General features: G+C 66.2%; 21 protein-coding genes. 9 read left to right on the top strand and 12 right to left on the bottom strand.

Annotation, left to right across the window (positions count from 1 at the left end; all coding sequences use genetic code 11):
* Positions 1–26: 26 nt before the first annotated feature.
* From A3K89_RS23035 to A3K89_RS23020, 4 genes are read right to left on the bottom strand one after another with little or no spacing between them, the layout of a single operon-like run.
* A complete protein-coding gene (locus A3K89_RS23035) occupies positions 27–1,151 on the bottom strand; it encodes an acyl-CoA dehydrogenase family protein (protein ID WP_068431300.1) in 1,125 nt (374 codons plus the stop codon).
* Positions 1,148–2,128 carry an acyl-CoA dehydrogenase family protein gene (locus A3K89_RS23030; RefSeq protein WP_068431298.1) on the bottom strand — a complete coding sequence of 327 codons (981 nt, stop codon included), beginning with the start codon at positions 2,126–2,128 and terminating at the stop codon, positions 1,148–1,150. The genes A3K89_RS23035 and A3K89_RS23030 overlap by 4 nt, the downstream gene beginning before the upstream one ends.
* The gene (locus A3K89_RS23025; protein WP_068431296.1) at positions 2,125–3,264 is read right to left on the bottom strand and encodes an acyl-CoA dehydrogenase family protein; all 1,140 of its coding nucleotides are present in this window, start codon (positions 3,262–3,264) and stop codon (positions 2,125–2,127) included. Before A3K89_RS23025 ends, A3K89_RS23030 begins: the two co-directional genes overlap by 4 nt.
* A gap of 4 nt (positions 3,265–3,268) precedes the next feature.
* Complete coding sequence (locus A3K89_RS23020) at positions 3,269–4,135, bottom strand: enoyl-CoA hydratase (RefSeq protein ID WP_068431293.1); 867 nt, start codon at positions 4,133–4,135, stop codon at positions 3,269–3,271.
* A gap of 45 nt (positions 4,136–4,180) precedes the next feature.
* Here A3K89_RS23020 and A3K89_RS23015 point away from each other — a divergent pair, with 45 nt between their 5' ends.
* On the top strand, positions 4,181–5,368 hold the full coding sequence (locus A3K89_RS23015) for an acyl-CoA dehydrogenase family protein (RefSeq protein WP_068431292.1): 1,188 nt from the start codon (positions 4,181–4,183) through the stop codon (positions 5,366–5,368).
* Entirely contained in the window at positions 5,365–6,171 is an 807-nt protein-coding gene (locus tag A3K89_RS23010; RefSeq protein WP_068431291.1) for an SDR family oxidoreductase, read from the top strand. Before A3K89_RS23015 ends, A3K89_RS23010 begins: the two co-directional genes overlap by 4 nt.
* Before the next feature lie 8 nt (positions 6,172–6,179).
* Here the strand turns inward: A3K89_RS23010 and A3K89_RS23005 are convergent, their stop codons facing one another.
* Both A3K89_RS23005 and A3K89_RS23000 read right to left on the bottom strand, forming a co-directional pair.
* A complete protein-coding gene (locus A3K89_RS23005; protein ID WP_068431284.1) occupies positions 6,180–7,088 on the bottom strand; it encodes an SDR family oxidoreductase in 909 nt (302 codons plus the stop codon).
* Entirely contained in the window at positions 7,085–7,882 is a 798-nt protein-coding gene (locus tag A3K89_RS23000) for an SDR family oxidoreductase (protein ID WP_068431281.1), read from the bottom strand. The genes A3K89_RS23005 and A3K89_RS23000 overlap by 4 nt, the downstream gene beginning before the upstream one ends.
* A gap of 109 nt (positions 7,883–7,991) precedes the next feature.
* On the opposite strand from A3K89_RS23000, the gene A3K89_RS22995 reads away from it, so the two are divergent.
* From A3K89_RS22995 to A3K89_RS26525, 4 genes are read left to right on the top strand one after another with little or no spacing between them, the layout of a single operon-like run.
* Positions 7,992–8,759 carry an enoyl-CoA hydratase family protein gene (locus tag A3K89_RS22995; RefSeq protein ID WP_068431279.1) on the top strand — a complete coding sequence of 256 codons (768 nt, stop codon included), beginning with the start codon at positions 7,992–7,994 and terminating at the stop codon, positions 8,757–8,759.
* Between the two features lie 5 nt (positions 8,760–8,764).
* On the top strand, positions 8,765–9,634 hold the full coding sequence (locus A3K89_RS22990; RefSeq protein ID WP_068431490.1) for a CoA transferase subunit A: 870 nt from the start codon (positions 8,765–8,767) through the stop codon (positions 9,632–9,634).
* Complete coding sequence (locus A3K89_RS26530) at positions 9,631–10,389, top strand: CoA-transferase subunit beta (RefSeq protein ID WP_068431276.1); 759 nt, start codon at positions 9,631–9,633, stop codon at positions 10,387–10,389. Before A3K89_RS22990 ends, A3K89_RS26530 begins: the two co-directional genes overlap by 4 nt.
* Complete coding sequence (locus A3K89_RS26525) at positions 10,386–11,477, top strand: NAD(P)H-dependent flavin oxidoreductase (RefSeq protein WP_068431274.1); 1,092 nt, start codon at positions 10,386–10,388, stop codon at positions 11,475–11,477. Before A3K89_RS26530 ends, A3K89_RS26525 begins: the two co-directional genes overlap by 4 nt.
* On the opposite strand, the gene A3K89_RS22975 is transcribed toward A3K89_RS26525, so the two are convergent.
* Positions 11,458–12,609, bottom strand: a complete 1,152-nt coding sequence (locus tag A3K89_RS22975; RefSeq protein ID WP_068431273.1) for an acetyl-CoA C-acetyltransferase — start codon at positions 12,607–12,609, stop codon at positions 11,458–11,460. The genes A3K89_RS26525 and A3K89_RS22975 overlap by 20 nt on opposite strands.
* A 153-nt stretch (positions 12,610–12,762) precedes the next feature.
* On the opposite strand from A3K89_RS22975, the gene A3K89_RS22970 reads away from it, so the two are divergent.
* Positions 12,763–13,515 (top strand): acyl-[acyl-carrier-protein] thioesterase, encoded by a 753-nt coding sequence (locus A3K89_RS22970; RefSeq protein ID WP_068431272.1) that lies wholly within the window; start codon positions 12,763–12,765, stop codon positions 13,513–13,515.
* Positions 13,516–13,548: 33 nt separating this feature from the next.
* Here A3K89_RS22970 and A3K89_RS22965 read toward each other — a convergent pair whose 3' ends face one another.
* Positions 13,549–14,532 (bottom strand): LacI family DNA-binding transcriptional regulator, encoded by a 984-nt coding sequence (locus tag A3K89_RS22965; protein ID WP_068431271.1) that lies wholly within the window; start codon positions 14,530–14,532, stop codon positions 13,549–13,551.
* A 216-nt stretch (positions 14,533–14,748) separates the two neighbouring features.
* Between A3K89_RS22965 and A3K89_RS22960 the strand changes: the two genes are divergently transcribed.
* Positions 14,749–15,672 (top strand): sugar phosphate isomerase/epimerase family protein, encoded by a 924-nt coding sequence (locus A3K89_RS22960; RefSeq protein ID WP_068431269.1) that lies wholly within the window; start codon positions 14,749–14,751, stop codon positions 15,670–15,672.
* 13 nt (positions 15,673–15,685) lie between these two features.
* On the top strand, positions 15,686–16,711 hold the full coding sequence (locus tag A3K89_RS22955; RefSeq protein ID WP_068431261.1) for a Gfo/Idh/MocA family protein: 1,026 nt from the start codon (positions 15,686–15,688) through the stop codon (positions 16,709–16,711).
* 68 nt (positions 16,712–16,779) lie between these two features.
* Here the strand turns inward: A3K89_RS22955 and A3K89_RS22950 are convergent, their stop codons facing one another.
* The 4 genes from A3K89_RS22950 to A3K89_RS22935 form a co-directional block, all read right to left on the bottom strand.
* Positions 16,780–17,076: a DUF503 domain-containing protein gene (locus A3K89_RS22950; protein ID WP_068431487.1), complete on the bottom strand. Its 297-nt coding sequence runs from the start codon at positions 17,074–17,076 to the stop codon at positions 16,780–16,782.
* Positions 17,077–17,099: 23 nt separating this feature from the next.
* Positions 17,100–17,921, bottom strand: a complete 822-nt coding sequence (locus A3K89_RS22945; RefSeq protein ID WP_068431259.1) for an SDR family oxidoreductase — start codon at positions 17,919–17,921, stop codon at positions 17,100–17,102.
* A gap of 60 nt (positions 17,922–17,981) precedes the next feature.
* Positions 17,982–19,172: an acetyl-CoA C-acetyltransferase gene (locus A3K89_RS22940; RefSeq protein WP_068431253.1), complete on the bottom strand. Its 1,191-nt coding sequence runs from the start codon at positions 19,170–19,172 to the stop codon at positions 17,982–17,984.
* 159 nt (positions 19,173–19,331) lie between these two features.
* Entirely contained in the window at positions 19,332–21,632 is a 2,301-nt protein-coding gene (locus A3K89_RS22935) for a transketolase-like TK C-terminal-containing protein (protein WP_068431250.1), read from the bottom strand.
* Positions 21,633–21,675 lie beyond the last annotated feature (43 nt).

Genomic DNA, 21,675 nt, shown 5'->3' with positions numbered 1-21,675 from the left:
AATTATCCACTCTCCCCGCCCGAGCGTTAGCTTGGGGGCAGTTCCGATGAGAAGCCTGCGTCCTCGGCGAGCGCCGCGACGTGCGTCCCCGGCGAACCGAACAGCAGAGAACTCGCATGAGCTCGCTTGAAGAACAGGTGCATGTCGTGCTCCCAGGTGATCGCGATCCCGCCGTGTAATTGCACGCAGTCGGCGGCGACGGCTCCGAACGCGTCGGAACACCAGACCTTGGCGACCGAGACGTCCGGGTTCGACGCACCGTGTTCGGTCATCGACTGTGCCGCGACATAGGCTGCGGCTCTGGCCGATTCGACGAGTACGTGCAGGTCCGCCATCCGATGAGCGAGGGCCTGGAAGCTGCCGATCGGCCGTCCGAACTGGGTGCGCGACGTCGTGTAGTCGACGGTGAGTTCCAGGCACCGAGCCGCAGCTCCGACCTGCTCGGCGGCGAGCAGCACCGTCGCACAGGACAGGGCATGATCGACGGCTCGCACCGGATCGGCGGCGGCGATGGGCCGAGCGTTCGCGTCGTCGAACGTGACTCGATACAGAGCTCGCGTCGGATCCAGTGTGCCGCCGTCGGATACGGCCACACCGGGGGTGTGAGCGCCGACCTCGAACAGGCCGGGATCGCCGTCGTTCGTCGCGAGAACGACGAACGTATCGGCAGCACCGGCGTCCAGGACGTAGTGGGCGGTACCCGTCAGCGTCCACTCGTGCTCGAGCCTCGCCTGAACCCCGAGGCGTGCGCCGGACCAGCGGCCGCATTCGTCGGCGAGGCACGCCGACACGACGGTCGCTCCTGTTGCGATCCCGGGGAGGAGTCGCGCCCGAGCGTCGTCGTCCGTCGAGGCGGCCAGGAGAGTTGCTGCAAGACACGCCGTTCCGAGCATGGGGGACGGGGTGAGCATGCGTCCCAGTTCCTCGGCGACGACCGCCGCATCGATCAACGAGCCCGCCGCACCGCCGTGCTCGTCGTCGATCAGCAGACCGCCCACTCCGATCTGCTCGCACAACGTCGTCCACAGGTCGCGGTCGAATCGGTCGGGGGTCGTTGTCGCGGCACGCACATCCGGCGATCCCGACCTCTTGGACAGCAACGCGCGCACGGATTTCGCGAGCATCGTCCGATCGTCGTTCAGTATGTTCACAACGACTCCAGCACGATCCGTCGATGCGCGGACGGCGTTCCCCACGCAGAACGCAACGCGTGGACCATTCCGATCCAGAGCGACAGGTCGCATTCCCTCGTGTATCCGATCGCGCCGTGAACCTGCAGCGCGGTCCGGCTCGCCCGGTACGCGGCATCGGTGCAGGCGACCTTGGCGGCAGAGACGTCGCGGCGTGCGTCCACCGATCCCGACCCGACGGACAACGCTGCCCCCATCAGGAGCGGACGAGCCATCTCCATCTCGATCGCGACGTCCGCCAGCGCGTGTTGAACGGCCTGGAACGTCCCGATGGAACGGCCGAACTGCCGTCGGGACTTCGCGTACTCGACCGTGGTGTCGAGAAGCGCCCGGCCTGCGCCCGCCAACTGCGCAGCGCATGCCAAAGACCCGTTCAGGCTCAGGACGACCTCGGCCCCGTCCGCGAGCGCCGACACGGTGTCGGACGCGCGGAGGTGTGCCAGGGTGCGCGACGGATCGACCGACTGGACCGCGGCGTCGACGACGGCCGTCCGGACGTTGCCGTTCTCGACGAGAAACAGCAGATCGGCGACGCCAGGGTCGGCGGCACGCGGCATCGACGGCGGCAGTGCCGACGAGGCGATGAGCTCACCGGACTCGAGTGCGGTCAGCCAGGAATCGCGCCGATCGAATGTCGTGTGTGTCAACAGCACGGGCACGACGGCGATCGACTCGACGAGCGGCCCGGGGACCGCCCACCGACCGAGTCGCTCCATCGCCACCACCATGTCGACGGGGTCCGCGCCGACGCCGTCGTGATCGGCGTCGATCGCAAGGCCCGTGACCCCAAGCGCGGCAAGTGACCGGAACAGCCGTCGCACCGGCCCGGTGTCACCTGCCGCCAGAGCCCGAGACACGCGGGGTACGTCGGCAGCGGCGAGCATCGAATCGAGCGAGGCCGCGAAATCGAGTCGCGAGTTGTCGAGAACGAATCTCATCGGTGTGCCTTCGGCAGGCCCAACAGTCTCTCGGCGATGACACCCCGTTGAATCTCGTTGGTGCCGGCGTAGATCGGGCCGGACAACGAGAACACGAAGCCGTCGGTCCACGGTCCGCGTACCTCTGCGTCCGTACCTAGCACGTCGAGCGCGGTTTCGTGCAGCGCGACGTCGAGTTCGGACCAGAACACCTTGGTGAGCGAGGATTCCGCGCCGAGGCTGCCGCCGTCGGCCAACGTCGTCGCCGTCCCGAACGTGTGCAGCCGATACGCCTGGGCACCGATCCACGCGTCGACGACGCGGTGGGCCACGGCGGTGTCCGACGCATCGCCGTGCTCACGGAACAGCCGGACCAATCGATCGGCCGCGGCGACGAAGCGTCCCGGGCTGCGCAGGGACATTCCGCGTTCGTTGCTGGACGTGCTCATCGCGACGCGCCAGCCGTCGTGCACTGCGCCGAGGACGTCGTCGTCCGGGACGAACACGTCGTCGAGAAAGATCTCGGCGAAACCGGATTCGCCGTTCAACTGCGGAATCGGTCGGACGGTGACGCCGTCGGCCGTCAGCGAGAACATGCAGTACGTCAAACCGCGGTGGCGCTCGGCCGCCGGGTCGGACCGGAACAACCCGAAGGCCTTGTCGGCGAACCCGGCCCTCGAGCTCCACGTCTTCTGTCCGCGCAGCAGCCAGCCGCCGTCGGTCCGGTGCGCAGAAGACCGGATTCCGGCCAGGTCGCTGCCTGCCTCGGGCTCGGACCACGCCTGTGCCCATATGTCGTCGGCAGCTGCCATCCGGGGGAGAATCCGTCGCAGCTGTTCGTCGGTGCCGTGCGCGAACAACGTCGGGGCGAGGAGAAAGATGCCGTTCTGGGAGACGCGACCCGGAGCTTCGGCCGCGTAGTACTCCTCCTCGAAGACAAGCCATTCGAGCACCGACGCGTCCCGGCCGCCCAGGTCTCGCGGCCACGAGACCACCGAATAGCGATGTCGGGCAAGCATTCGTTCCCATTCGCGATGGGCCTCGAAACCGTCGGCCGTGTCCATCGACCGCAACGGCCGTTCGGGGATGTTGTCCCGCAGGAACTCTCGCACCTTCTCGCGGAAACGAACTGTGTCGGAATCGAAGTCGAGGTCCATGCGCTCACGTCGTTTCGCGTGCAGCTGCGGACGTCTTCATGGACCTGGCATCCATACCGCCCAACGAATCCGAATCGACCTCGGCATTGTGCGAGTGCGCGAAGTGGTGCAGACCGAACACCGAATCCATCCCGGCGCGAAGTCCCATGATGTCCTCACACTGATTGACGGCCTTCTTCGTGAGCACCAACCCGAATCCGGGCATCTCGCCGATCTGCTCGGCGAGCGTCGACGCCGCGTCGTGCAGCTCGGCGCGAGGAACGACCCGATTGATCATTCCCCACTCGAGTGCCTGCTCGGCCGTGAACCGCTGGCCGGTGAACAGAATTTCCTTCGCTCGACGTGGCCCGAGGACCCACGGGTGCGCGAAGTACTCGACGCCGGGGATACCCATCCGCACGACGGGATCCGAGAAGAATGCGTCGTCGCTCGCCACGATCAGGTCGCAGACCCAGGACAGCATCAGACCGCCGGCGATACAGGCACCCTGCACGGCAGCGATGGTGGGCTTCGGTATCTCCCGCCACCGCCTGCACATTCCGAGGTAGACCTCCATCTCCCGTGCGAACCTCTGGTCGCCGCCCGCCTTGCGCACGTGGTCCCACCACAGCACCGCTCGGTTCTCGTAGTGCGCGTCGACGTCACGGCCCGGCGTACCGATGTCGTGTCCGGCCGAGAAGTGCTTTCCGTTGCCCGCCAATACGATTGCTGCGACGTCGTCGTCCTCGACCGCCGTGGTGAATGCGCGGTCCAACGCGTAGGTCATCGCCGAATTCTGTGCATTGGAATATTCCGGTCGGTTCATCGTCACGAGCGCGACCCGTCCGCGGGTCTCGTACGTGACTACCTGGCTGTCGCTGGTTTCGGTCATGTCGACTCCTGGCTGAGCAAGGGCTTGGTTTGTTAACGTACCCGAATGGACAACGTCGCGGGAAGGTTCGGCGGATTCGAAGACACCTCCGACGACGAATTTCGCCGTCGCGTCCGAGACTGGCTGCGCGACAACCTCGCAGGCGATTTCGCGGCGGTGAAAGGGATGGGAGGTCCAGGACGTGAACACGAGGCGTTCGACGACCGAGTGGCGTGGGAGCGTCACCTCGCTCGGTCCGGGTGGACATGCATCGGCTGGCCCGTCGAGTACGGAGGACGCGGCGCGAGCCTCGAACAGCAGGTGATCTTCCACGAGGAGTACGCGCGGGCCGACGCGCCTGCCCGCGTCGCGCACATCGGAGAACAATTGTTGGGGCCCACCCTCATCGCCTTCGGAACCGACGCGCACCGTGCTCGATTCCTTCCTGGCATCGCGAGCGTCGACGAGCTGTGGTGTCAGTGCTATTCGGAGCCGGGCGCCGGATCCGACCTGGCAGCGGTGTCGACGTCGGCCACTCTGATCGACGGCGACTGGGTGATCGATGGACAGAAGATCTGGACCTCGCTCGCCCACGTCGCCGATTGGGCGTTCGTGATCGCCAGGACGGACAAGCGATCTCGTCGACATGCCGGTCTCTCGTACCTGCTCGTGCCGATGAAGCAGGACGGTGTGACCGTTCGGCCGATCAGACAACTGACCGGAACATCGGAGTTCAACGAGGTGTTCTTCGACGGTGCCCGAACGGACGGCGACCTCGTCGTCGGGGAACCCGGGCGCGGCTGGGCGGTGGCGATGGCCACCTTGGGATTCGAGCGCGGCGTCTCCACCCTCGGTCAGCAAGTCGGATTCGCTCGGGAATTGTCGGACATCGTCGACATCGCGCACCGGAACGGGGCCGCCGACGACCCTGTGGTGCGCGAGAAGTTGATTCGCGCGTGGATCGGGCTGAAGGTGATGCGGGCATACGCGTCGTCGACGCTCGGGGGATCGGGCGAGCACGGTGAGGCGTCGGTCTCGAAGCTGCTGTGGGCCACCTGGCATCGCGGTCTCGGCGAATTGGCCATGGAGGTCGTCGGTGCGCCGTCGGCGATGGCTCCGAACGACGACCTGGACCGACTACAGCGGCTGTACCTGTTCAGCCGCGCCGACACGATCTACGGCGGCTCAAACGAGATACAGCGAAACATCATCGCCGAGCGAGTGCTCGGACTTCCACGAGAGGCACGACGTTGACCACACGCCCACCCGGCCCCCTCTCGATCGCTCCCGTCGAAACGCCCGGTCACGGTCTGCTGACGGATCGTGTCGTTGTCGTCACCGCCGCCGCGGGCACCGGAATCGGAAGTGCCACGGCGCGTCGCGCCCTCTGGGAAGGGGCCGACGTCGTCGTCTCCGACGCGCATCCCCGGCGACTGGAGGCCACGCGCGACGAACTCGTGGGGTTGGGGCTCGGCGCGGTGACAGCGATCGTCTGCGACGTGACCGACACCGGCCAGGTCGACGCGCTGATCGACGGCGCAGTCGACGCGTTCGGGCGGATCGACGTCGTCGTCAACAATGCCGGGCTCGGTGGTGAGACGCCCGTCGTCGACATGACGGACGATCAATGGTCGACCGTGTTGAACGTGACGTTGAACGGGACGTTCCGGTGCACTCGGGCGGCGCTGAACTATTTCCGGGGAGTCGATCACGGCGGCGTGATCGTCAACAACGCCAGTGTTCTCGGGTGGCGTGCACAGCACGGTCAAGCGCACTACGCGGCGGCCAAGGCCGGGGTCATGGCCCTGACTCGGTGCAGTGCGATCGAGGCCGCCGAGTTCGGAGTGCGCATCAACGCCGTCGCGCCCAGCATCGCCGCTCATGCATTCCTGGCCAAGGTGACGTCGGAGGAACTGCTCGATCGGCTCGCAGCGGACGAGGCGTACGGGCGCGCCGCCGAGCCGTGGGAGATCGCGAGCACGATCGCATTCCTCGCCAGCGACTATTCGACGTATCTGACGGGCGAAGTCGTGTCGGTGTCCAGTCAGCGGGCGTGACCGGTCCGTCAACGAGCGCCGTAGACGGGAACCGGATCGGCTGCGGCCGTGAGGATCTCGTGCACACCCTTCCCGATGTCCGCCGGGGCCCACCGTGCGCCGTTGTCGACCGACGGGCCGTGGCGCCACCCTTCGGCCAGTCGGATTATTCCGCCTTCGACCTCGAACACGCGTCCCGTCACGTCCTTCGACTCGGTACTGCCGAGCCAGACGACGAGGGGTGAGACGTTCTCGGGCGCCATGGCGTCGAATCCCGATGTCGGCGCGGCCATGTCGTCGGCAAAGGCGCCTTCCGTCATGCGTGTGCGTGCCGCGGGCGCAATGGCGTTGACGGTGACTCCGTATCGCGCGAGTTCGCTCGCCGCAACCAACGTCATGGCCGCTATGCCGGCTTTGGCGGCCGCGTAATTGCCTTGCCCGACGCTTCCCTGCAGCCCGGCACCCGAACTCGTGTTGACGATGCGCGCGTCGACCGGTCGTCCCGCCTTGGACTCAGACCGCCAGTACGCGGCCGCATGGCGTAGCGGCGCGAAGTGACCCTTGAGATGCACGCGAACGACGGCATCCCATTCGGCTTCCTCCAGGTTCACCAGCATGCGGTCACGGAGGAAGCCTGCGTTGTTGACGAGCACGTCGAGTGACCCGAACGTCTCGATCGCCGTGTCGATCACCGTGCGAGCGCCTGCCCAGTCCGCGACGTCGCTGGTATCGACGACGGCGTCGCCTCCACGTAGGCGAATCTCGTCGACGACGGCCTGCGCCGGACCCCCGGACGCCGTCGACCCGTCCAGCGCGACGCCGAAATCGTTGACCACGACCTTGGCGCCCGCGGCCGCGAATGCGAGCGCGTGTGCACGCCCGATACCTCGCCCCGCCCCGGTCACGACGACGACGCGGTCTCGGCACAACCCTGTCATGAAGGTCCTCCCTCGGGTTCTCGATCTCTGTCGGCATTCGACGCGCCCAGGAATGCGGGCCGCTCACCGCCTCCGTGTACTGCGAGCATCGTTCCGGTGATGTACGACGCGGCCGGGGACGCCAGAAAGACGGCAGACGCCCCTACGTCGTCGGGCGTCGCGAGCCGCCCCAGTGGGACGGTATGCGCCACGGCATCGAGGCCGTCCGCGTCGCCGTAATGCAGCGCACTCCGTTCCGTGGCCACCATCCCCACGGTCAGACCGCTGACGCGAACCTTGGGAGCCCACTCGACGGCGAGCGACCCGGTCAGATTCTCCAAGCCGGCTTTCGCCGCTCCGTACGCGGCCGTCCCGGGCGACGGGCGTCGCGCGCTGACGCTGCTCACCATGATGATCGACCCGCCCGAATCCTGTTGCTGCATGACGTGATTCGCAGTCTGCGCGACGAGCAGTGGGGCAAGGAGGTTGAGTTCCACGATCGACCGGTGGAAATTCGGACTCGCGTCGGCGGCCAACGCGTAGGGGGAACCGCCCGCATTGTTGACGACCGCGTCCAGGCTGCCGTGCCGTTCGACGATCGTGGACACGAGATGCTGCACGTCGTCCTCCCGCCGCACGTCGCATCGCAAGAACTCCGCGTGCGCCAGGCCGTCCAGGACCGGGGATTCGGGTTCGCGTCGCGCACACGTGACGACGACATACCCCGCTCGGAGAAATGCGCGTGCGATTCCGGCTCCCACGCCGCGTGCGCCGCCGGTGACCAGGGCAACCTTGCCGATGCGAGCTGATTCCACGTCTGTCTCCCGTCGGGCTGAGAAATCGCCGAACCGTCCGAGTTCGTTGGATCTCCGTGTTAACTTACCAAGCACATGCTTGCTTTGTCGTCGAACGTGAGGATCGATCGTGGCAATCACTGCAACCGAACCCGAGCCGGGAATAGCCGTCGTCACCATCGACTACCCGCCGGTGAACGCGCTTCCCGTGCAGGGCTGGTTCGACCTCGCGGACGAGGTGCGTGCCGCGGGTCGCGATGCAGACGTGCGGGTCGTCGTACTTCGCGCCGAGAATCGCGGATTCTGCGCCGGCGTCGACATCAAGGAGATCGAGAAGTTCTCTGGCTACGACCATCTCATCGGCGCCAACAAGGGCTGCGCCGCAGCATTTTCCGCGGTCTACGAATGCGAGGTGCCCGTTGTCGCTGCGGTGCACGGCTTCTGCCTCGGCGGTGGAATCGGTCTCGTCGGAAATGCGGATGTCGTCGTCGCCTCCGACGACGCGACGTTCGGAGTGCCCGAAGTCGACCGCGGCGCGCTCGGAGCCGCGACGCACCTGGCGCGGTTGGTGCCGCAGCATCTGATGCGCACGCTCTACTACACGGCTCGGCAGATCGACGCCGCGACGCTGCAGCACTTCGGGTCGATCTACGACGTCGTGCCCCGCGACGATCTCGTCGAGGCAGCCTTTCGCGTCGCGCGCGAGATCGCGGCCAAGGACACGCGCGTCATTCGCGCCGCGAAAGAAGCGCTCAACGGAATCGACCCGCAGCAGGTGCATCGGAGTTACAGATTCGAGCAGGGATTCACGTTCGAGCTGAATCTGTCCGGCGCTGCCGACGAGGCCCGGCGAGCATCGCTCGACAACAACTTCCGCGCGCCGACCGAGAAGGGATGACGGACATGGCCGTACCGACTCGGCGTGACAAGACGACCACCCTCGACGAACTGGTCGCCGAACTGTCCGACGGAATGACCGTCGGATTCGGGGGATGGGGCTCGCGACGCAAGCCCATGGCGGCGGTCCAGGCGATCCTGCGGTCGGATCTGAAGGACTTGACCGTGGTGTCGTACGGTGGACCCGACGTCGGGATGCTCTGTGCTGCAGAGAAAGTGCGACGCGTGGTGTTCGGGTTCGTCTCGCTGGATTCCGTGCCGTACGACCCGTGGTTCGCGCGAGCACGCACGTCCGGTCGAATCGAGGTACGCGAACTCGACGAGGGGATGTTGAACGCGGGCCTCCGGGCCGCGGCTGCACGCCTGCCGTTTCTGCCCATTCGCGCGGGGCTCGGATCGGACGTCATGGCGTACTACCCGGAACTGCGCACCGTGCTCTCACCGTATCCGATTCCCGGAACGTCGACACACGAAGAACTCGTCGCCATGCCCTCGCTGACTCTGGACGCGGCGTTCGTGCACCTCAATCTCGCGGATGCGAGCGGAAACGGCGCGTACCTCGGGCCCGACCCGTACTTCGACGACCTGTATCTGCTTGCGGCCGAACGACGCTACCTGACGTGCGAACGGGTTGTATCGACAGCGGATCTCGTCGATGCGGTACCACCGCAGGCGTTGCTGACCAACCGCATGATGGTCGACGCCGTCGTCGAAGTGTCTGGGGGAGCTCGTTTCACGTCGTGCGTGCCCGACTACGGACGCGACGAGGAGATGCAGAAGGACTACGTGCGCGCGGCAAATGACGTCGCCGAAGGGAAACGATTCGTCGAGCGGTTCGCGCGCGGTGCCGACGCGCGACAGGAGGCAGTGCGATGACGACGGTGACCACGACGGCGACGCGCGCGGAGATCTGCACTGCCGCGTGCGCCGACCTCTTCCTCGGCGCGGGGGAGATACTCGCCAGCCCGATGGCGCTCGTTCCGGCCCTCGGCGCACGGCTCGCACGACTGACCACCGAACCCGATCTGTTGCTGTCCGACGGCGAGGCGTATCTGCTCGCGGACACGCCCGCGCTCAGCGGCAGCGGCGCGATCGAAGGCTGGATTCCGTATCGCAGAGTGTTCGACGTCGTCGCAAGCGGGCGACGCCACGTCGTCATGGGCGCCAACCAGCTCGATCGTCACGGCAACCAGAACATCTCGTGCCTCGGCGATCATGCACGGCCGACGCGTCAGATGTTCGGGGTGCGCGGCGGACCGGGCAATACGATCAATCACCGGACCAGCTACTGGGTACCGAAGCACTCCACCCGGGTCTTCGTCGACGCAGTCGACATGGTGTCCGGCGTCGGCTACGACAGACTCGGCGACGATCCGGCTGCACGTTTCCTCGACGTGCACCGCGTCGTCACCGATCTCGGTGTCCTCGACTTCGGGGGACCCGGTCGCTCGATGCGGTTGTTGTCGGCACACCCCGGAGTGTCCGTCGACGACGTGTGCGCCGCCACGGGTTTCGAGCTCGCCTGCACCGACGTGGCGGAAACGCGGATCCCGACCGACGAGGAACTGCACCTGATCCGAGACGTGCTCGATCCACGCGCACTGCGCGAGAAGGAGGTGCCGTCGTCGTGACGACGCTGTCCACGCCGCTGACCGAACTCGTCGGAGTGCGTCACCCGATCGTGCAGACCGGGATGGGGTGGGTGGCCGGACCGAGTCTCGTGGCAGCGACCGCCGACGCGGGTGGTCTCGGCATCCTGGCGTCGGCGACGATGACGTACGACGAACTGGCGGCAGCGATCGCGAAGACCAGACGCGCGACGTCGTGCCCGTTCGGTGTCAACATCCGTGCCGACGCCACCGACGCGCGGCAGCGCGTCGATCTACTGATCCGAGAGGGCGTCCGCGTCGCGTCCTTCGCGCTCGCACCGAGACCCGACTTGATCGCCACCCTGAAAGAGGCTGGGGTAGTGGTGATTCCCTCCGTCGGGGCAGCGAAGCATGCCCGTAAGGTCGCGCAGTGGGGTGCTGACGCCGTCGTCGTGCAAGGGGGAGAGGGCGGCGGACACACCGGTCCGGTGGCGACGACGTTGCTGTTGCCGTCGGTGCTCGACGCGGTCGACATCCCTGTCGTCGCAGCCGGCGGATTCTTCGACGGCAGGGGGTTGGCGGCCGCATTGTCCTACGGTGCAGCGGGAGTCGCGATGGGGACACGTTTTTTGCTGACGCAGGAATCCACGGTGCCCGACGCCGTCAAGAGAAAGTACCTGGAGTCCGGGCTCGACGGGACGGTCGTGTCGACCCGCGTCGACGGCATGCCGCACCGAGTTCTTCGGACCCCGCTGGTCGAATCTCTGGAGAATGGTTCGCATGCAACGGGATTCGTGAACGCTGTGCGGAGTGCTGTGCGGTTCAGGAAAATGACCGGAATGTCGCTACGCGCCATGGTGCGCGACGGCGTGGAGATGCGCCGCAGTCGTGACCTGAGTTGGGCGCAGGTGCTGATGGCCGCGAACACGCCGATGATGCTGAAATCGGGTCTCGTCCAGGGTGATACGGACGCAGGAGTGTTGGCGTCGGGTCAGGTCGTCGGAGTGCTCGACGACGTTCCGACGGTCGAGCAGTTGATCGAGCACATCGTGCACGACGCGGTGGCGGCGATCGAACGGCTCGGTGCCACGTTGGACCGATCGGACGACGCTACCCCAGGCGTTCGATGATCGTGACGTTCGCGGTGCCGCCGCCCTCGCATACCGTCTGCAATCCGTAACGGCCACCGGTGCGTTCGAGTTCGCACAGCATCGTGGCGAACAACTTCGTGCCCGTTGCGCCGAGCGGATGGCCGAGAGCTATCGCGCCGCCGTTGACGTTGACGAGTGCCGGGTCTGCGTCGATCTCCTTCGTCCAGGCCAACACCACCGGGGCGAACGCTTCGTTGATCTCCACGACGTCGATGTCGTCGATCGCCAATCCGGTGCGCTTCAACGCGTGGCGTGTGGCCGGAATGGGCGCGCTGAGCATCGCGATCGGATCGCTTCCCCGTGCGCTCAGGTGATGCACCCGAGCGCGTGGAACCAACGCGTGCTCGCGAACCGCCGCCTCGGACGCCACCAGCGTGGCGCTGGCGCCGTCGGAGATCTGGCTCGCGAGCGCCGCAGTCAGTCGTCCTCCCTCGACGAGCGTGGGGAGGGCGGCCATTTTCTCGAGCGTGGTGGCGCGCGGACCCTCGTCCACGGCGAACCCGTCGACCGCGACGATCTCGCGGTCGAAACGCCCGGTCGCGATGGCATGACGCGCACGCTCGTGGCTCGAGAGAGCAAACGCCTCCATATCGTCGCGTGCGATGTTCCACCGTTCGGCGATCATCTCCGCGCCATGGAACTGCGAGACTTCCTGCTTCCCGTATCGGTGCACCCAGCCTGCCGATCCGTCGAACGGAGTGTCGAATCCGTAGGCGAGGCCTGCCGTCATGGCCGCGGCGATCGGGATCGCGGACATGTTCTGCACGCCCCCGGCGACGACCAGATCGGCGGTGCCGCTCATGACGGCTTGCGCGGCGAAATGCAGTGCCTGCTGGCTCGATCCGCATTGACGGTCGACCGTGACGCCCGGTACCTCCTCCGCATAGCCCGCTGCCAACCAGGAGGTCCTGGCGATGTTCCCCGCCTGTGGCCCGATGGCATCGACGCAGCCGAACACGACGTCGTCGACATCGATGGGGTCGACCGGGGTTCGGTCCAGCAACGCGCGTAGAACGCACGCTCCGAGGTCGGCCGGGTGCATCGACGACAGCGCCCCGCCCCGCTTGCCGACAGGGGTACGCACGGCGTCGACGACGTAGGCCTCGGGCATGGGACTCCTCGCGGTCTCGGGATGCGGCGATTGTAACAACCAAGCAATTGTTTGGCAGGCGATTTCGGCGCGCTCCGTTTGCTAGCCTGTGAGCCACCCGACACAGGAGGAATTCGAATTTCAGTCTCGAGCGAGGACTACATCGCGTCCCGGATGCCCCTGCCTGCGCTCGGTCCCGACACGCCCGCCTTCGAACGGACGTGGACGGTGCGCCTCGGCGACACCGACACGAAGGACCGGCTGAGGTTGGACGCCGTCGCGCGGTACTTGCAGGACATCGCATTCGACCATCTCGACGTGTCCGACGACGGCCACCTCCACGGCGCCTGGATCGTGCGACGGACCGTCGTCGACGTCCTACGCCCGATCGTGTTCCGAGAGAACGTCACGCTGCGGCGATGGTCGTCGGGATTGTCCAACCGCTGGTGCAACATTCGTGTCCAGATCGTCGGCGATCGTGGCGGACTCGTGGAGACCGAAGCGTTCTTCATCCATATCGACCCGACGACGGGCGGTCCCAGTCGCATGACCGATCGGTTCATGGCGCCGATGCTCGAACAGACCACCGTGCACAGGCTGCGGTGGAAGGCGCACCTGAGTCCGTTCGACGGGTCTCGCGAGACGCGGAGAACTGCGTTTCCGACGCGGTCGACGGATTTCGACCGGTTGGGCCACGTCAACAACGCGATCTACTGGCAGCCGGTCGAGGACGAACTCGCAGGCGACCCGGCGTTCGTGGAAAGGCCGCATCGTGCCATCGTCGAACATGTCGGCGCCGTGCTGCAGAGCGACGACGTCACGGTGCAGTCCTATCGCGACGGCGACACGCTGTACATGCAGATCGAGACGGAGAAGGCGACGTCCGCGCTGGTGCGCGTCGAACCCCTCGTGACTGCGAACGTATAGCGCCCTCTGGTCGCTCAGGGTACCCATTCGCGCTCACGTGGAACGTGCGGGACCCGTCGTGCCGCGAACGATCAATTCCGGCTCTATGACGCTGTCTCCGACCGTCGATTCGGGATCGTCCAGTCGAGATACCGTGAACTCCAGGGCCTTTCGAGCCAGTTGCGCGCTGTCCTGACGAACGGTCGTCAGATCGATGCGGGACAGTCGGGACAGGGGAGCGTCGTCGTAACCGACGATCGAGACGTCGCCGGGAATCGACACGCCTGCTTTGACCAGAACATCCATGATGCCGAGCGCGCTGCGGTCGTTGCCTGCCATGATCGCCGTCGGCAGTGTCGAACCTCGGAGGAGGAACTCCGCCGCGGCAGCGCCTGCGGCCTCGTCGTGCGCACCGGGCACGACGCGTACGTAGTCGTCCAGACCGTGGGTCCGCATCGCTTCGGCGTACGCGCGACGACGGTCGATCGACACCGAGTGCTCGCCGCCGTCGACGTGCACGATGTCGCGGTGACGGAGTTCGACGAGGTGGTCGACCGATTGCTGGATTCCGGTGCTGTCCGCTGAGCGAACGGTGTCGACCGCGGCGTCCGTGACCTTGCGTCCGACGATCGTCAGCGCGGCACGGGAGCCGACCGATCGAAGGTAGTCCGAATCGGACAGCGGGTTGAACAGGATCAAGCCCTCGCACCGGTGGCTCAACAGCGCTTCGATGGCCTTGCGTTCGTCACGTGTCGGGCCACTTGCCGACAGGAGCACGTCGTACCCGGCCTCTTCGGCGGCGTCGTAGACCGTCCCGATCATCTCCGCCTGGAACGTCTGCTTGACGTCGGTCAACACGCCGAGGGTTCGGCTACGACCGCGCGCGAGGAGCTGAGCTGCGCGGTCCGGCTGGTACCGCAGGTCGTCCGCGGCACGCAGCACCCGCTGTCGCGTCTCCTCCGACGCGCCCGGCTTGTCGCTGAAGATGAGCGACACCAGCGTGCGGGACACGCCTGCGCGCTCGGCGACGTCGGCCATGGTGGCGCGTCGCCGAGGCGACGACTCGGGTGTTTCCCTCGACTTCTGCACGTGCCCTCCCTGTCGTGGTGACCGTCTTCAGCTGCTCGACAGATTGTCTTGACAATCACACATCGAGTCACCATAGTAGCGACTGAAGCGCGTCAGTAACGCGCGTCAGATTCTCGTCTCGCTCGGGAACCATCGCAACCCCGAGACCACTCGAAAGGACTGGCCATGAGCGTGATCCGCGTTGGATCTGCACCGGATTCGTGGGGCGTGTGGTTCCCGGAGGACCCGCAGCAGACGCCGTACACCCGATTCCTCGACGAGGTCTCGGCGTCGGGCTACGAGTGGATCGAACTCGGTCCCTACGGCTACCTGCCCACCGATCCGAAGCAGCTCTCGGACGAACTCGCCGCCCACAACCTGAAACTGTCCGCCGGCACGGTGTTCGAGCACCTGCACCAGGACGGCGCGTGGGACGCCGTCTGGACACAGATCGAGGACGTCGCCAAGCTGACCGCCGCCGTCGGTGGCAAGCACGTGGTCGTCATCCCGGAGATGTGGCGTGACCCGGGCACAGGCGCTGTTCTCGAGGATCGCAACCTGACCGCCGACCAGTGGCGCAAGAAGACCGAGGGCATGAACGAGCTCGGCAAGCGCATGTTCGAGCAGTACGGCGTCAAGGCGCAGTACCACCCGCACGCCGACAGCCACGTCGACACCGAGGAGAACGTCTACCGCTTCCTCGACGGCACGTCGAGCGAGTTCGTCAACCTCTGCCTCGACACCGGACACATCAGCTACTGCGGCGGCGACAACATCGCGATCATCGAACGCGCCCCCGAGCGCATCGGATACCTGCACCTCAAGCAGGTCAACGTCGAGGTGCGTGCCAAGGTCGAGGCCGAGGACCTGCCCTTCGGCGAGGCCTGCAAGCTCGGCGCCATGATCGAACCGCCGCTGGGGATTCCGGACATGCCTCCGCTGCTCAGCACCATCGAGCGTCTCGCCGACGACGGCAAGCTGACCGCCGACATCTTCGCGATCGTCGAGCAGGACATGTACCCCTGCGCGCCCGACGCGCCCCTGCCCATCGCGCAGCGTACGCAGAAGTACCTGAGCTCCTGTGGCATCCCGTCCGTGACCTTCCAGTAAAGAGGCTTTCTTCATGTCGAACGACCTCCGCATCGCCGTGCTCGGCGTCGGAATGATGGGCGCCGACCACGTCGCCCGCATCACCACCAAGATCGCAGGCGCGCGCGTCGCCGTCGTCAACGACTTCTTCACCGAGAAGGCCGAAGAACTCGCCGCGACGATCCCCGGTTGCCGCGCCGTCGCCGATCCCTTCGAGGCCATCGCCGATCCCGAGGTCGACGCGGTCCTGCTCGCCACCCCAGGCCCGACGCACGAGAAGCAGCTGCTCGCCTGCCTCGAGCACGGAAAGCCGGTCCTGTGCGAGAAGCCGCTGACCACCGAGGTCGAGACGTCGCTGGCCGTCGTGAAAGCCGAGGCCGCGCTGGGCAAGACTCTCATCCAGGTCGGCTTCATGCGCCGCTTCGACAACGAGTACGCAGAACTCAAGGCGCTCATCGATTCCGGAGACATCGGCCGTCCGCTCGTCGTCCACTGCGCACACCGCAACCCCACGGTTCCGCCGAGCTTCGACAGCGCGATGATCGTCAAGGATTCGCTCGTCCACGAGGTCGACGTCACGCGCTTCCTTCTCGACGAGGAGATCACGTCGGTGCAGATCATCAAGCCGTCGGCGAACGCCAACGCTCCCGAAGGACTGCAGGACCCGCAGATCGCACTGTTCGCGACCGAGTCGGGCCGCCACGTCGACGCCGAGGTCTTCGTCACGACGGGCGTCGCGTACGAGGTGCGCACCGAGGTCGTCGCGGAACTGGGAAGCGCCATGATCGGTCTCGACGTCGGCCTGGTCCGCAAGAGCAAGCCCGGTTCGTGGGGCGGAACCATCACACCGTCGTTCAAGGAGCGTTTCGGGCAGGCCTACGACACGGAGATTCAGCGCTGGGTCGACGCGGTGAAGGCCGGCGCAGAAACCGGGAACTACATCGACGGGCCGGGTGCCTGGGACGGCTACGCTGCTGCCGCCGTCTGCGCAGCCGGGGTGAAGTCGCTCGAGACCGGGGAGCGCGTCCCGGTCGAGATGGTGGCGCGTTCGTCCATCTGATCCGATCGAAACTCGGTGGCGCCCAGTGCATCTGCACTGGGCGCCATTTTCGTCGGGAGTCCGCGTCCTCAGATGTCGTCGGCGCGAATGACGCGCCGACGAGCGCCGACGAGTTGTACTTCCGGCCGAGCCGCGCCCTGCCGTTCGAGCCGGTCGAGGATTTCGGACACATGCGCCGCATCGGCTGCCACCACGGACGCTCCGACGGATGCGCGACGGTGCAGGTCCAGATGATCGACCTCGGCCGCCGACACCGAGAACTTGCGCTGCATTTCGGCGACGATAGGGCGTACGACCGAGCGCTTCTCTTTCAAGGAGTGCACGTCACCCAGTAGAAAATCGAGTTCTATCCATCCGATCCACATCGAGGGGAAGTCTAGACCCCGCGTCAGCCCTGGGCCTCGATCGACACCGGCTGCCATTTCTCCCAGAGTGCGAGGCGGCTTTCGTAGTCGGCCTTCGCGATGGCCAGCGGCGCTTCACCGAAGAACACCCGAAGCGGGGGCTTTTCTGCATCGACGACCTTCATGAGCGCGCGGGCCGATGCTTTCGGGTCTCCCGATTTCGACGTGCGCTGTGCGCGTGCAGCGTTCGCCGCTTCGTGCACGTCGGCGTACGCGGGAAGCTCCGTCGCCCGCTTGGAGGAGGAACCAGCCCAGTCCGTCGTGAAGCCACCCGGCTCGATCAACGTGACGTGGATGCCGAACGACTCCACCTCTTGCGCAAGGGACTGCGAGAATCCTTCCAATGCCCACTTCGACGCGTGGTACAGCCCGACATTCTGGAACGCGCTGATGCCGCCGATGGACGAAACCTGGAGGATGTGTCCGCTCCGTTGCTCACGCATGAACGGCAGCGCGGCCTGAGTGACCCACAACGCGCCGAACACATTGGTCTCCAACTGATCTCGGGCCTCGAGTTCGCTCACCTCCTCGACGAAACCGAACAAGCCGTAGCCCGCGTTGTTGACCACGATGTCGAGACGCCCGAAATGGTCGTGTGCCTGCTTCACTGCCGCGAAATCGGCTGCCCTGTCGGTGACGTCGAGCTGAATCGGCAACACGGAGTCGCCGTATCGGTCGACGAGATCGGACAGCGTCGACGTGTCGCGTGCCGTAGCCGCAACCTTGTCACCTCGGTCGAGGGCAGCGATCGCCCACTCCCGACCGAAACCGCGTGACGTGCCGGTGATGAACCACACCTTCTGCAACGCGAACGAGCGGCGCGACCATTCCGGTTCGCGCCGCTCGTTCGAGTCGTTCGAGGGTGGTTACTGCTTCGGGACTCGGACGATCAGTGCGTCACCCTGGCCACCGCCACCGCACAGTGCCGCCGCGCCGACGCCGCCGCCGCGACGCTTCAGTTCGAGCGCCAGGTGCAGAGCGATGCGTGCACCCGACATGCCGAGCGGGTGCCCGATCGCGATGGCGCCTCCGTTGACGTTGACCTTGGACTCGTCGATGCCCAGTTCGCGCGTCGACGCGATCCCGACGGCAGCGAACGCCTCGTTGATCTCGATCAGGTCGAGATCCCCCGGATCGATGCCTTCCTTGGCGCATGCCTTGACGATCGCGCGGGCGGGCTGGGACTGCAGCGACGAATCCGGGCCTGCGACTACGCCGTGTGCACCGATCTCGGCGATCCACGACAGTCCGAGGCTCTCGGCCTTGTCCTTGCTCATCACGATCACCGCTGCAGCGCCGTCGTTGATGGTCGAGGCGTTGCCTGCCGTGATGGTGCCGTCCTTGCTGAAAGCGGGGCGCAGCTTCGCCAACGTCTCGGTCGTGGTGTCGGCGCGGATGCCCTCGTCCTCGGAGAAGACGATCGGATCGCCTTTGCGCTGCGGGATCGACACCGGCACGACCTCGTCGTCGAACACGCCGTTCTTCCATGCCGACGCCGCCCGCTGGTGCGATGCCGCGGCGAACGCGTCCTGCTCCTCGCGCGTCGACGCGGTCGGGCCGTCGTTGCGGGATTCGGTGAGCCCGCCCATCGCCTGGTCGGTGAAGATGTCGTACAGCCCGTCGTAGGCGAGGTGGTCCTTCATCGTGACGTCGCCGTACTTGAAGCCGGCGCGGCTCTTCTCGAGCATGTGCGGAGCCTGCGTCATCGATTCCTGGCCGCCTGCGACGACGACCTCGAATTCACCGGCGCGAATCAGCTGGTCGGCGAGTGCGATCGCGTCGACGCCGGACAGGCACACCTTGTTGATGGTCAGCGCCGGAACATCCATCGGGATGCCGGCGGCGACGGCGGCCTGGCGGGCGGGGATCTGGCCCGCACCCGCGGTGAGGACCTGGCCCATGATGACGTACTCGACGGATTCGGGTGCGACACCTGCCTTGTCGAGGGCGCCCTTGATGGCAATGCCGCCCAGGTCGGATCCGGACAGATCCTTGAGCGCTCCGGACAGTCGACCGACCGGAGTGCGAGCACCGGCGACGATGACAGATGTAGTCACGAAATCTCCTCCAGAAAAGATGGATGTCCAACTGTGTTCGTAGACACCCAGTGTGGCACTGGATGCCACGCAGGGGTAGGGCAGTACCTACTTGGTCGGCATTCTGCTCATGCCGTGGTCTGCTGCCTCCGTTCCGTCCACTGAGTGAACGCGTCGTTCTCAGCCGACGAGGTCCAGAGCGGCGCCGACGATGCCGTCGGCGTCGATCCCGTGGTAGCGGTAGACGTCGTCGAGCGATCCGACCTGGCCGAAGCCGGTCACACCCAACGACGTTCCGCGCACTCCGCCGATGCCGAAGAGGAACGCGAGCGTGTGCGGGTGGCCGTCGAGGACCGTCACCATCGGGGCCTGTCGCGACGCGGGGAAGACCTGGTCCAGGATCCACGTCGGCGCGTCCGACAGCCCGCGCCGAGCCTGAACGGCGTCGAACAGCAGCCCTGGACTCGTGACGCACACGACGCAGGCCGCCTTTCCCATCTCGGCGAGACGATCTGCAGCGACGAGGGTTTCGGTCATCATCGCGCCCATTCCGACGAGGACGACCGCGGGATCGGGACTGTGCCGCAGCACGTATGCGCCTGCGACGACGTGGCGCCGTCGTCGCTCGCGGGCCGCGCGGTCGGTCGGCACCGCTGCCAGTGTCTGATCCACCGGACGCGTCGACAGTCTCAGGTACGACGAGACGCCGTCCGGACGGCCGAGTCGCGAGATGCTCGCGAACAACGTCCATTCCGTGTCGATGGCGAACGCGGGTTCGTAGCTGATGCAACCAGGTTGCTCGAGCCCGATCGAAGGCGTGGTGATGGACTGATGCGCGCCGCCCTCGGCAGCGAGAGTGACGCCCGAAGGCGTCCCGACGAGGATCGACTGTCCTCCGGCGTAGATACCGTACGACCACGGTTCGAGCGCGCGTTCGACGAACGGGTCGTACAGCACGCCGATCGGAAACAGCGGCTGACCCCATCGGCTCCATGTGGCACCCAGCTCGCCGATCAGTCCGACGAGGTTCGTCTCGGCGATTCCGAGTTCCATGTGTCGGCCCGTCGGATTCTCGCGCCAATGCATGATCGTCTCCGCGTCGTCGTCGAACCAGTCACGTCGCTCGGTGGGTGACCAGACCCCGACCTTGTTCAGCCACCCCGCCAGGTTGGTCGTCGAGGTGACGTCGGGGCTGACCGTCACCACCCGCTGGGCGACGTCGGGGGCCTCGCGCGTCAGATCCAGCAGCGCTCGGCCCAACGCCGCCTGTGTGGTCGACGTGCCCGACGGAGTCCTCCCCATGTCGACGGGCACCGAGGGCGGGGGAGTCAGGCGAACGTCGTCCCGTCGCAGGGCCTGCGCACGGGCGGTGCAGAGCGCGGCCGCGTCGCTGCCGTCGTCGAAGCGCCGCCACGGATCGGAGACGTCTGTGCCGAGTTCGCGTGCCAGATCGTCGTACTGTTCGACGGTAAGCAGTGACGAGTGGTTCTGCGGGTGACCCTCGGTCGGCAGTGCATGCCCTTTGATGGTGTACGCGATGACGACGGTCGGCCGAGTGTCGTCGATCTGCGAGTAGGCGAGCCTCATCGCATCGATGTCATGGCCACCGAGATTGCGAATCGCGCGGAGCAGCGTGTCGTCGTCCAGATCGACGATCAGTTTCTCGATGTCGGTTGCATCGGTACCCGCGCCGGGGAGGCGCTGACGGACCTGTTCGGCCGTGCAGCGCAGCAGACGCTGGTACTCGGGGTTGGGCATGTCGAGGATGCGAGTCCGCAGCGCATCACCTCCAGGCCGCTGGAACAGCGACTCCAACAGCGCACCGAACTTCACGACGATCACCTGCCAGCCCGCCGCGTCGAACATGCGGCTCAGCCGGTCGGCCGCGATGTTGGGGACGACGCGATCGAGAGACTGCCGGTTGAGGTCGACGATCCACACGATCTCGCCGAGCTCGGCCACCGAGGTGTCCATCACCGCTTCCCAGATCGCGCCTTCGTCGAGTTCTGCGTCTCCGACGAGCGAGTACTGCCGTCCACCGCCGGTGTCGCCGAACGCCGTGTCGACGTAGCGACGCGCGATCGCGCCCCAGATCGGTGCAGTGGCACCGATTCCGACGGAACCCGTCGAGTAGTCCACGGGATCGGGATCCTTGATCCTGCTGGGGTACGACTGCAGACCACCGAACTGGCGCAACGTCGTCAAGTACTTCTCGTCGAGGTCGCCGAGCAGGTAGTTGATGGCATGCAACACCGGCGACGCGTGCGGTTTGACCGACACCCGATCGCCGGGACCCAGCTGCTCGAACCACAACGTCGTCATGATGGTGACCATGGACGCACACGACGCCTGATGCCCGCCCACCTTCATGCCGGACGGATTGGGTCGAATGCGGTTGGCGTGATGGATCATCGATGTCGACAACCACAGGACGCGTCGTTCGATCGCCGTCAGAGTCTCGAGGTTCGCTGACGCAACCATTCACCCTCCCAAGCCGTGAAACGGGTCGATGCTTTGCCTTGCG

This window comes from Rhodococcoides kyotonense (genome assembly GCF_001645385.1).
Taxonomy (GTDB): Bacteria; Actinomycetota; Actinomycetes; order Mycobacteriales; family Mycobacteriaceae; genus Rhodococcoides; species Rhodococcoides kyotonensis_B.
Note: the sequence above shows the minus strand (reverse complement) of the source record. Positions and strands in the feature narration are given on the sequence as shown.

Excerpts from the sequence above, each read along its gene's own strand:
- A3K89_RS23030 (WP_068431298.1), bottom strand. The coding sequence starts at position 2,128 with ATGAGATTCGTTCTCGACAACTCGCGACTCGATTTCGCGGCCTCGCTC.
- A3K89_RS23025 (WP_068431296.1), bottom strand. The coding sequence starts at position 3,264 with ATGGACCTCGACTTCGATTCCGACACAGTTCGTTTCCGCGAGAAGGTG.
- A3K89_RS23020 (WP_068431293.1), bottom strand. The coding sequence starts at position 4,135 with ATGACCGAAACCAGCGACAGCCAGGTAGTCACGTACGAGACCCGCGGA.
- A3K89_RS23015 (WP_068431292.1), top strand. The coding sequence starts at position 4,181 with ATGGACAACGTCGCGGGAAGGTTCGGCGGATTCGAAGACACCTCCGAC.
- A3K89_RS23005 (WP_068431284.1), bottom strand. The coding sequence starts at position 7,088 with ATGACAGGGTTGTGCCGAGACCGCGTCGTCGTCGTGACCGGGGCGGGG.
- A3K89_RS22990 (WP_068431490.1), top strand. The coding sequence starts at position 8,765 with ATGGCCGTACCGACTCGGCGTGACAAGACGACCACCCTCGACGAACTG.
- A3K89_RS26530 (WP_068431276.1), top strand. The coding sequence starts at position 9,631 with ATGACGACGGTGACCACGACGGCGACGCGCGCGGAGATCTGCACTGCC.
- A3K89_RS22975 (WP_068431273.1), bottom strand. The coding sequence starts at position 12,609 with ATGCCCGAGGCCTACGTCGTCGACGCCGTGCGTACCCCTGTCGGCAAG.
- A3K89_RS22970 (WP_068431272.1), top strand. The coding sequence starts at position 12,763 with ATGCCCCTGCCTGCGCTCGGTCCCGACACGCCCGCCTTCGAACGGACG.
- A3K89_RS22965 (WP_068431271.1), bottom strand. The coding sequence starts at position 14,532 with ATGGCCGACGTCGCCGAGCGCGCAGGCGTGTCCCGCACGCTGGTGTCG.
- A3K89_RS22960 (WP_068431269.1), top strand. The coding sequence starts at position 14,749 with ATGAGCGTGATCCGCGTTGGATCTGCACCGGATTCGTGGGGCGTGTGG.
- A3K89_RS22955 (WP_068431261.1), top strand. The coding sequence starts at position 15,686 with ATGTCGAACGACCTCCGCATCGCCGTGCTCGGCGTCGGAATGATGGGC.
- A3K89_RS22950 (WP_068431487.1), bottom strand. The coding sequence starts at position 17,076 with ATGTGGATCGGATGGATAGAACTCGATTTTCTACTGGGTGACGTGCAC.
- A3K89_RS22935 (WP_068431250.1), bottom strand. The coding sequence starts at position 21,632 with ATGGTTGCGTCAGCGAACCTCGAGACTCTGACGGCGATCGAACGACGC.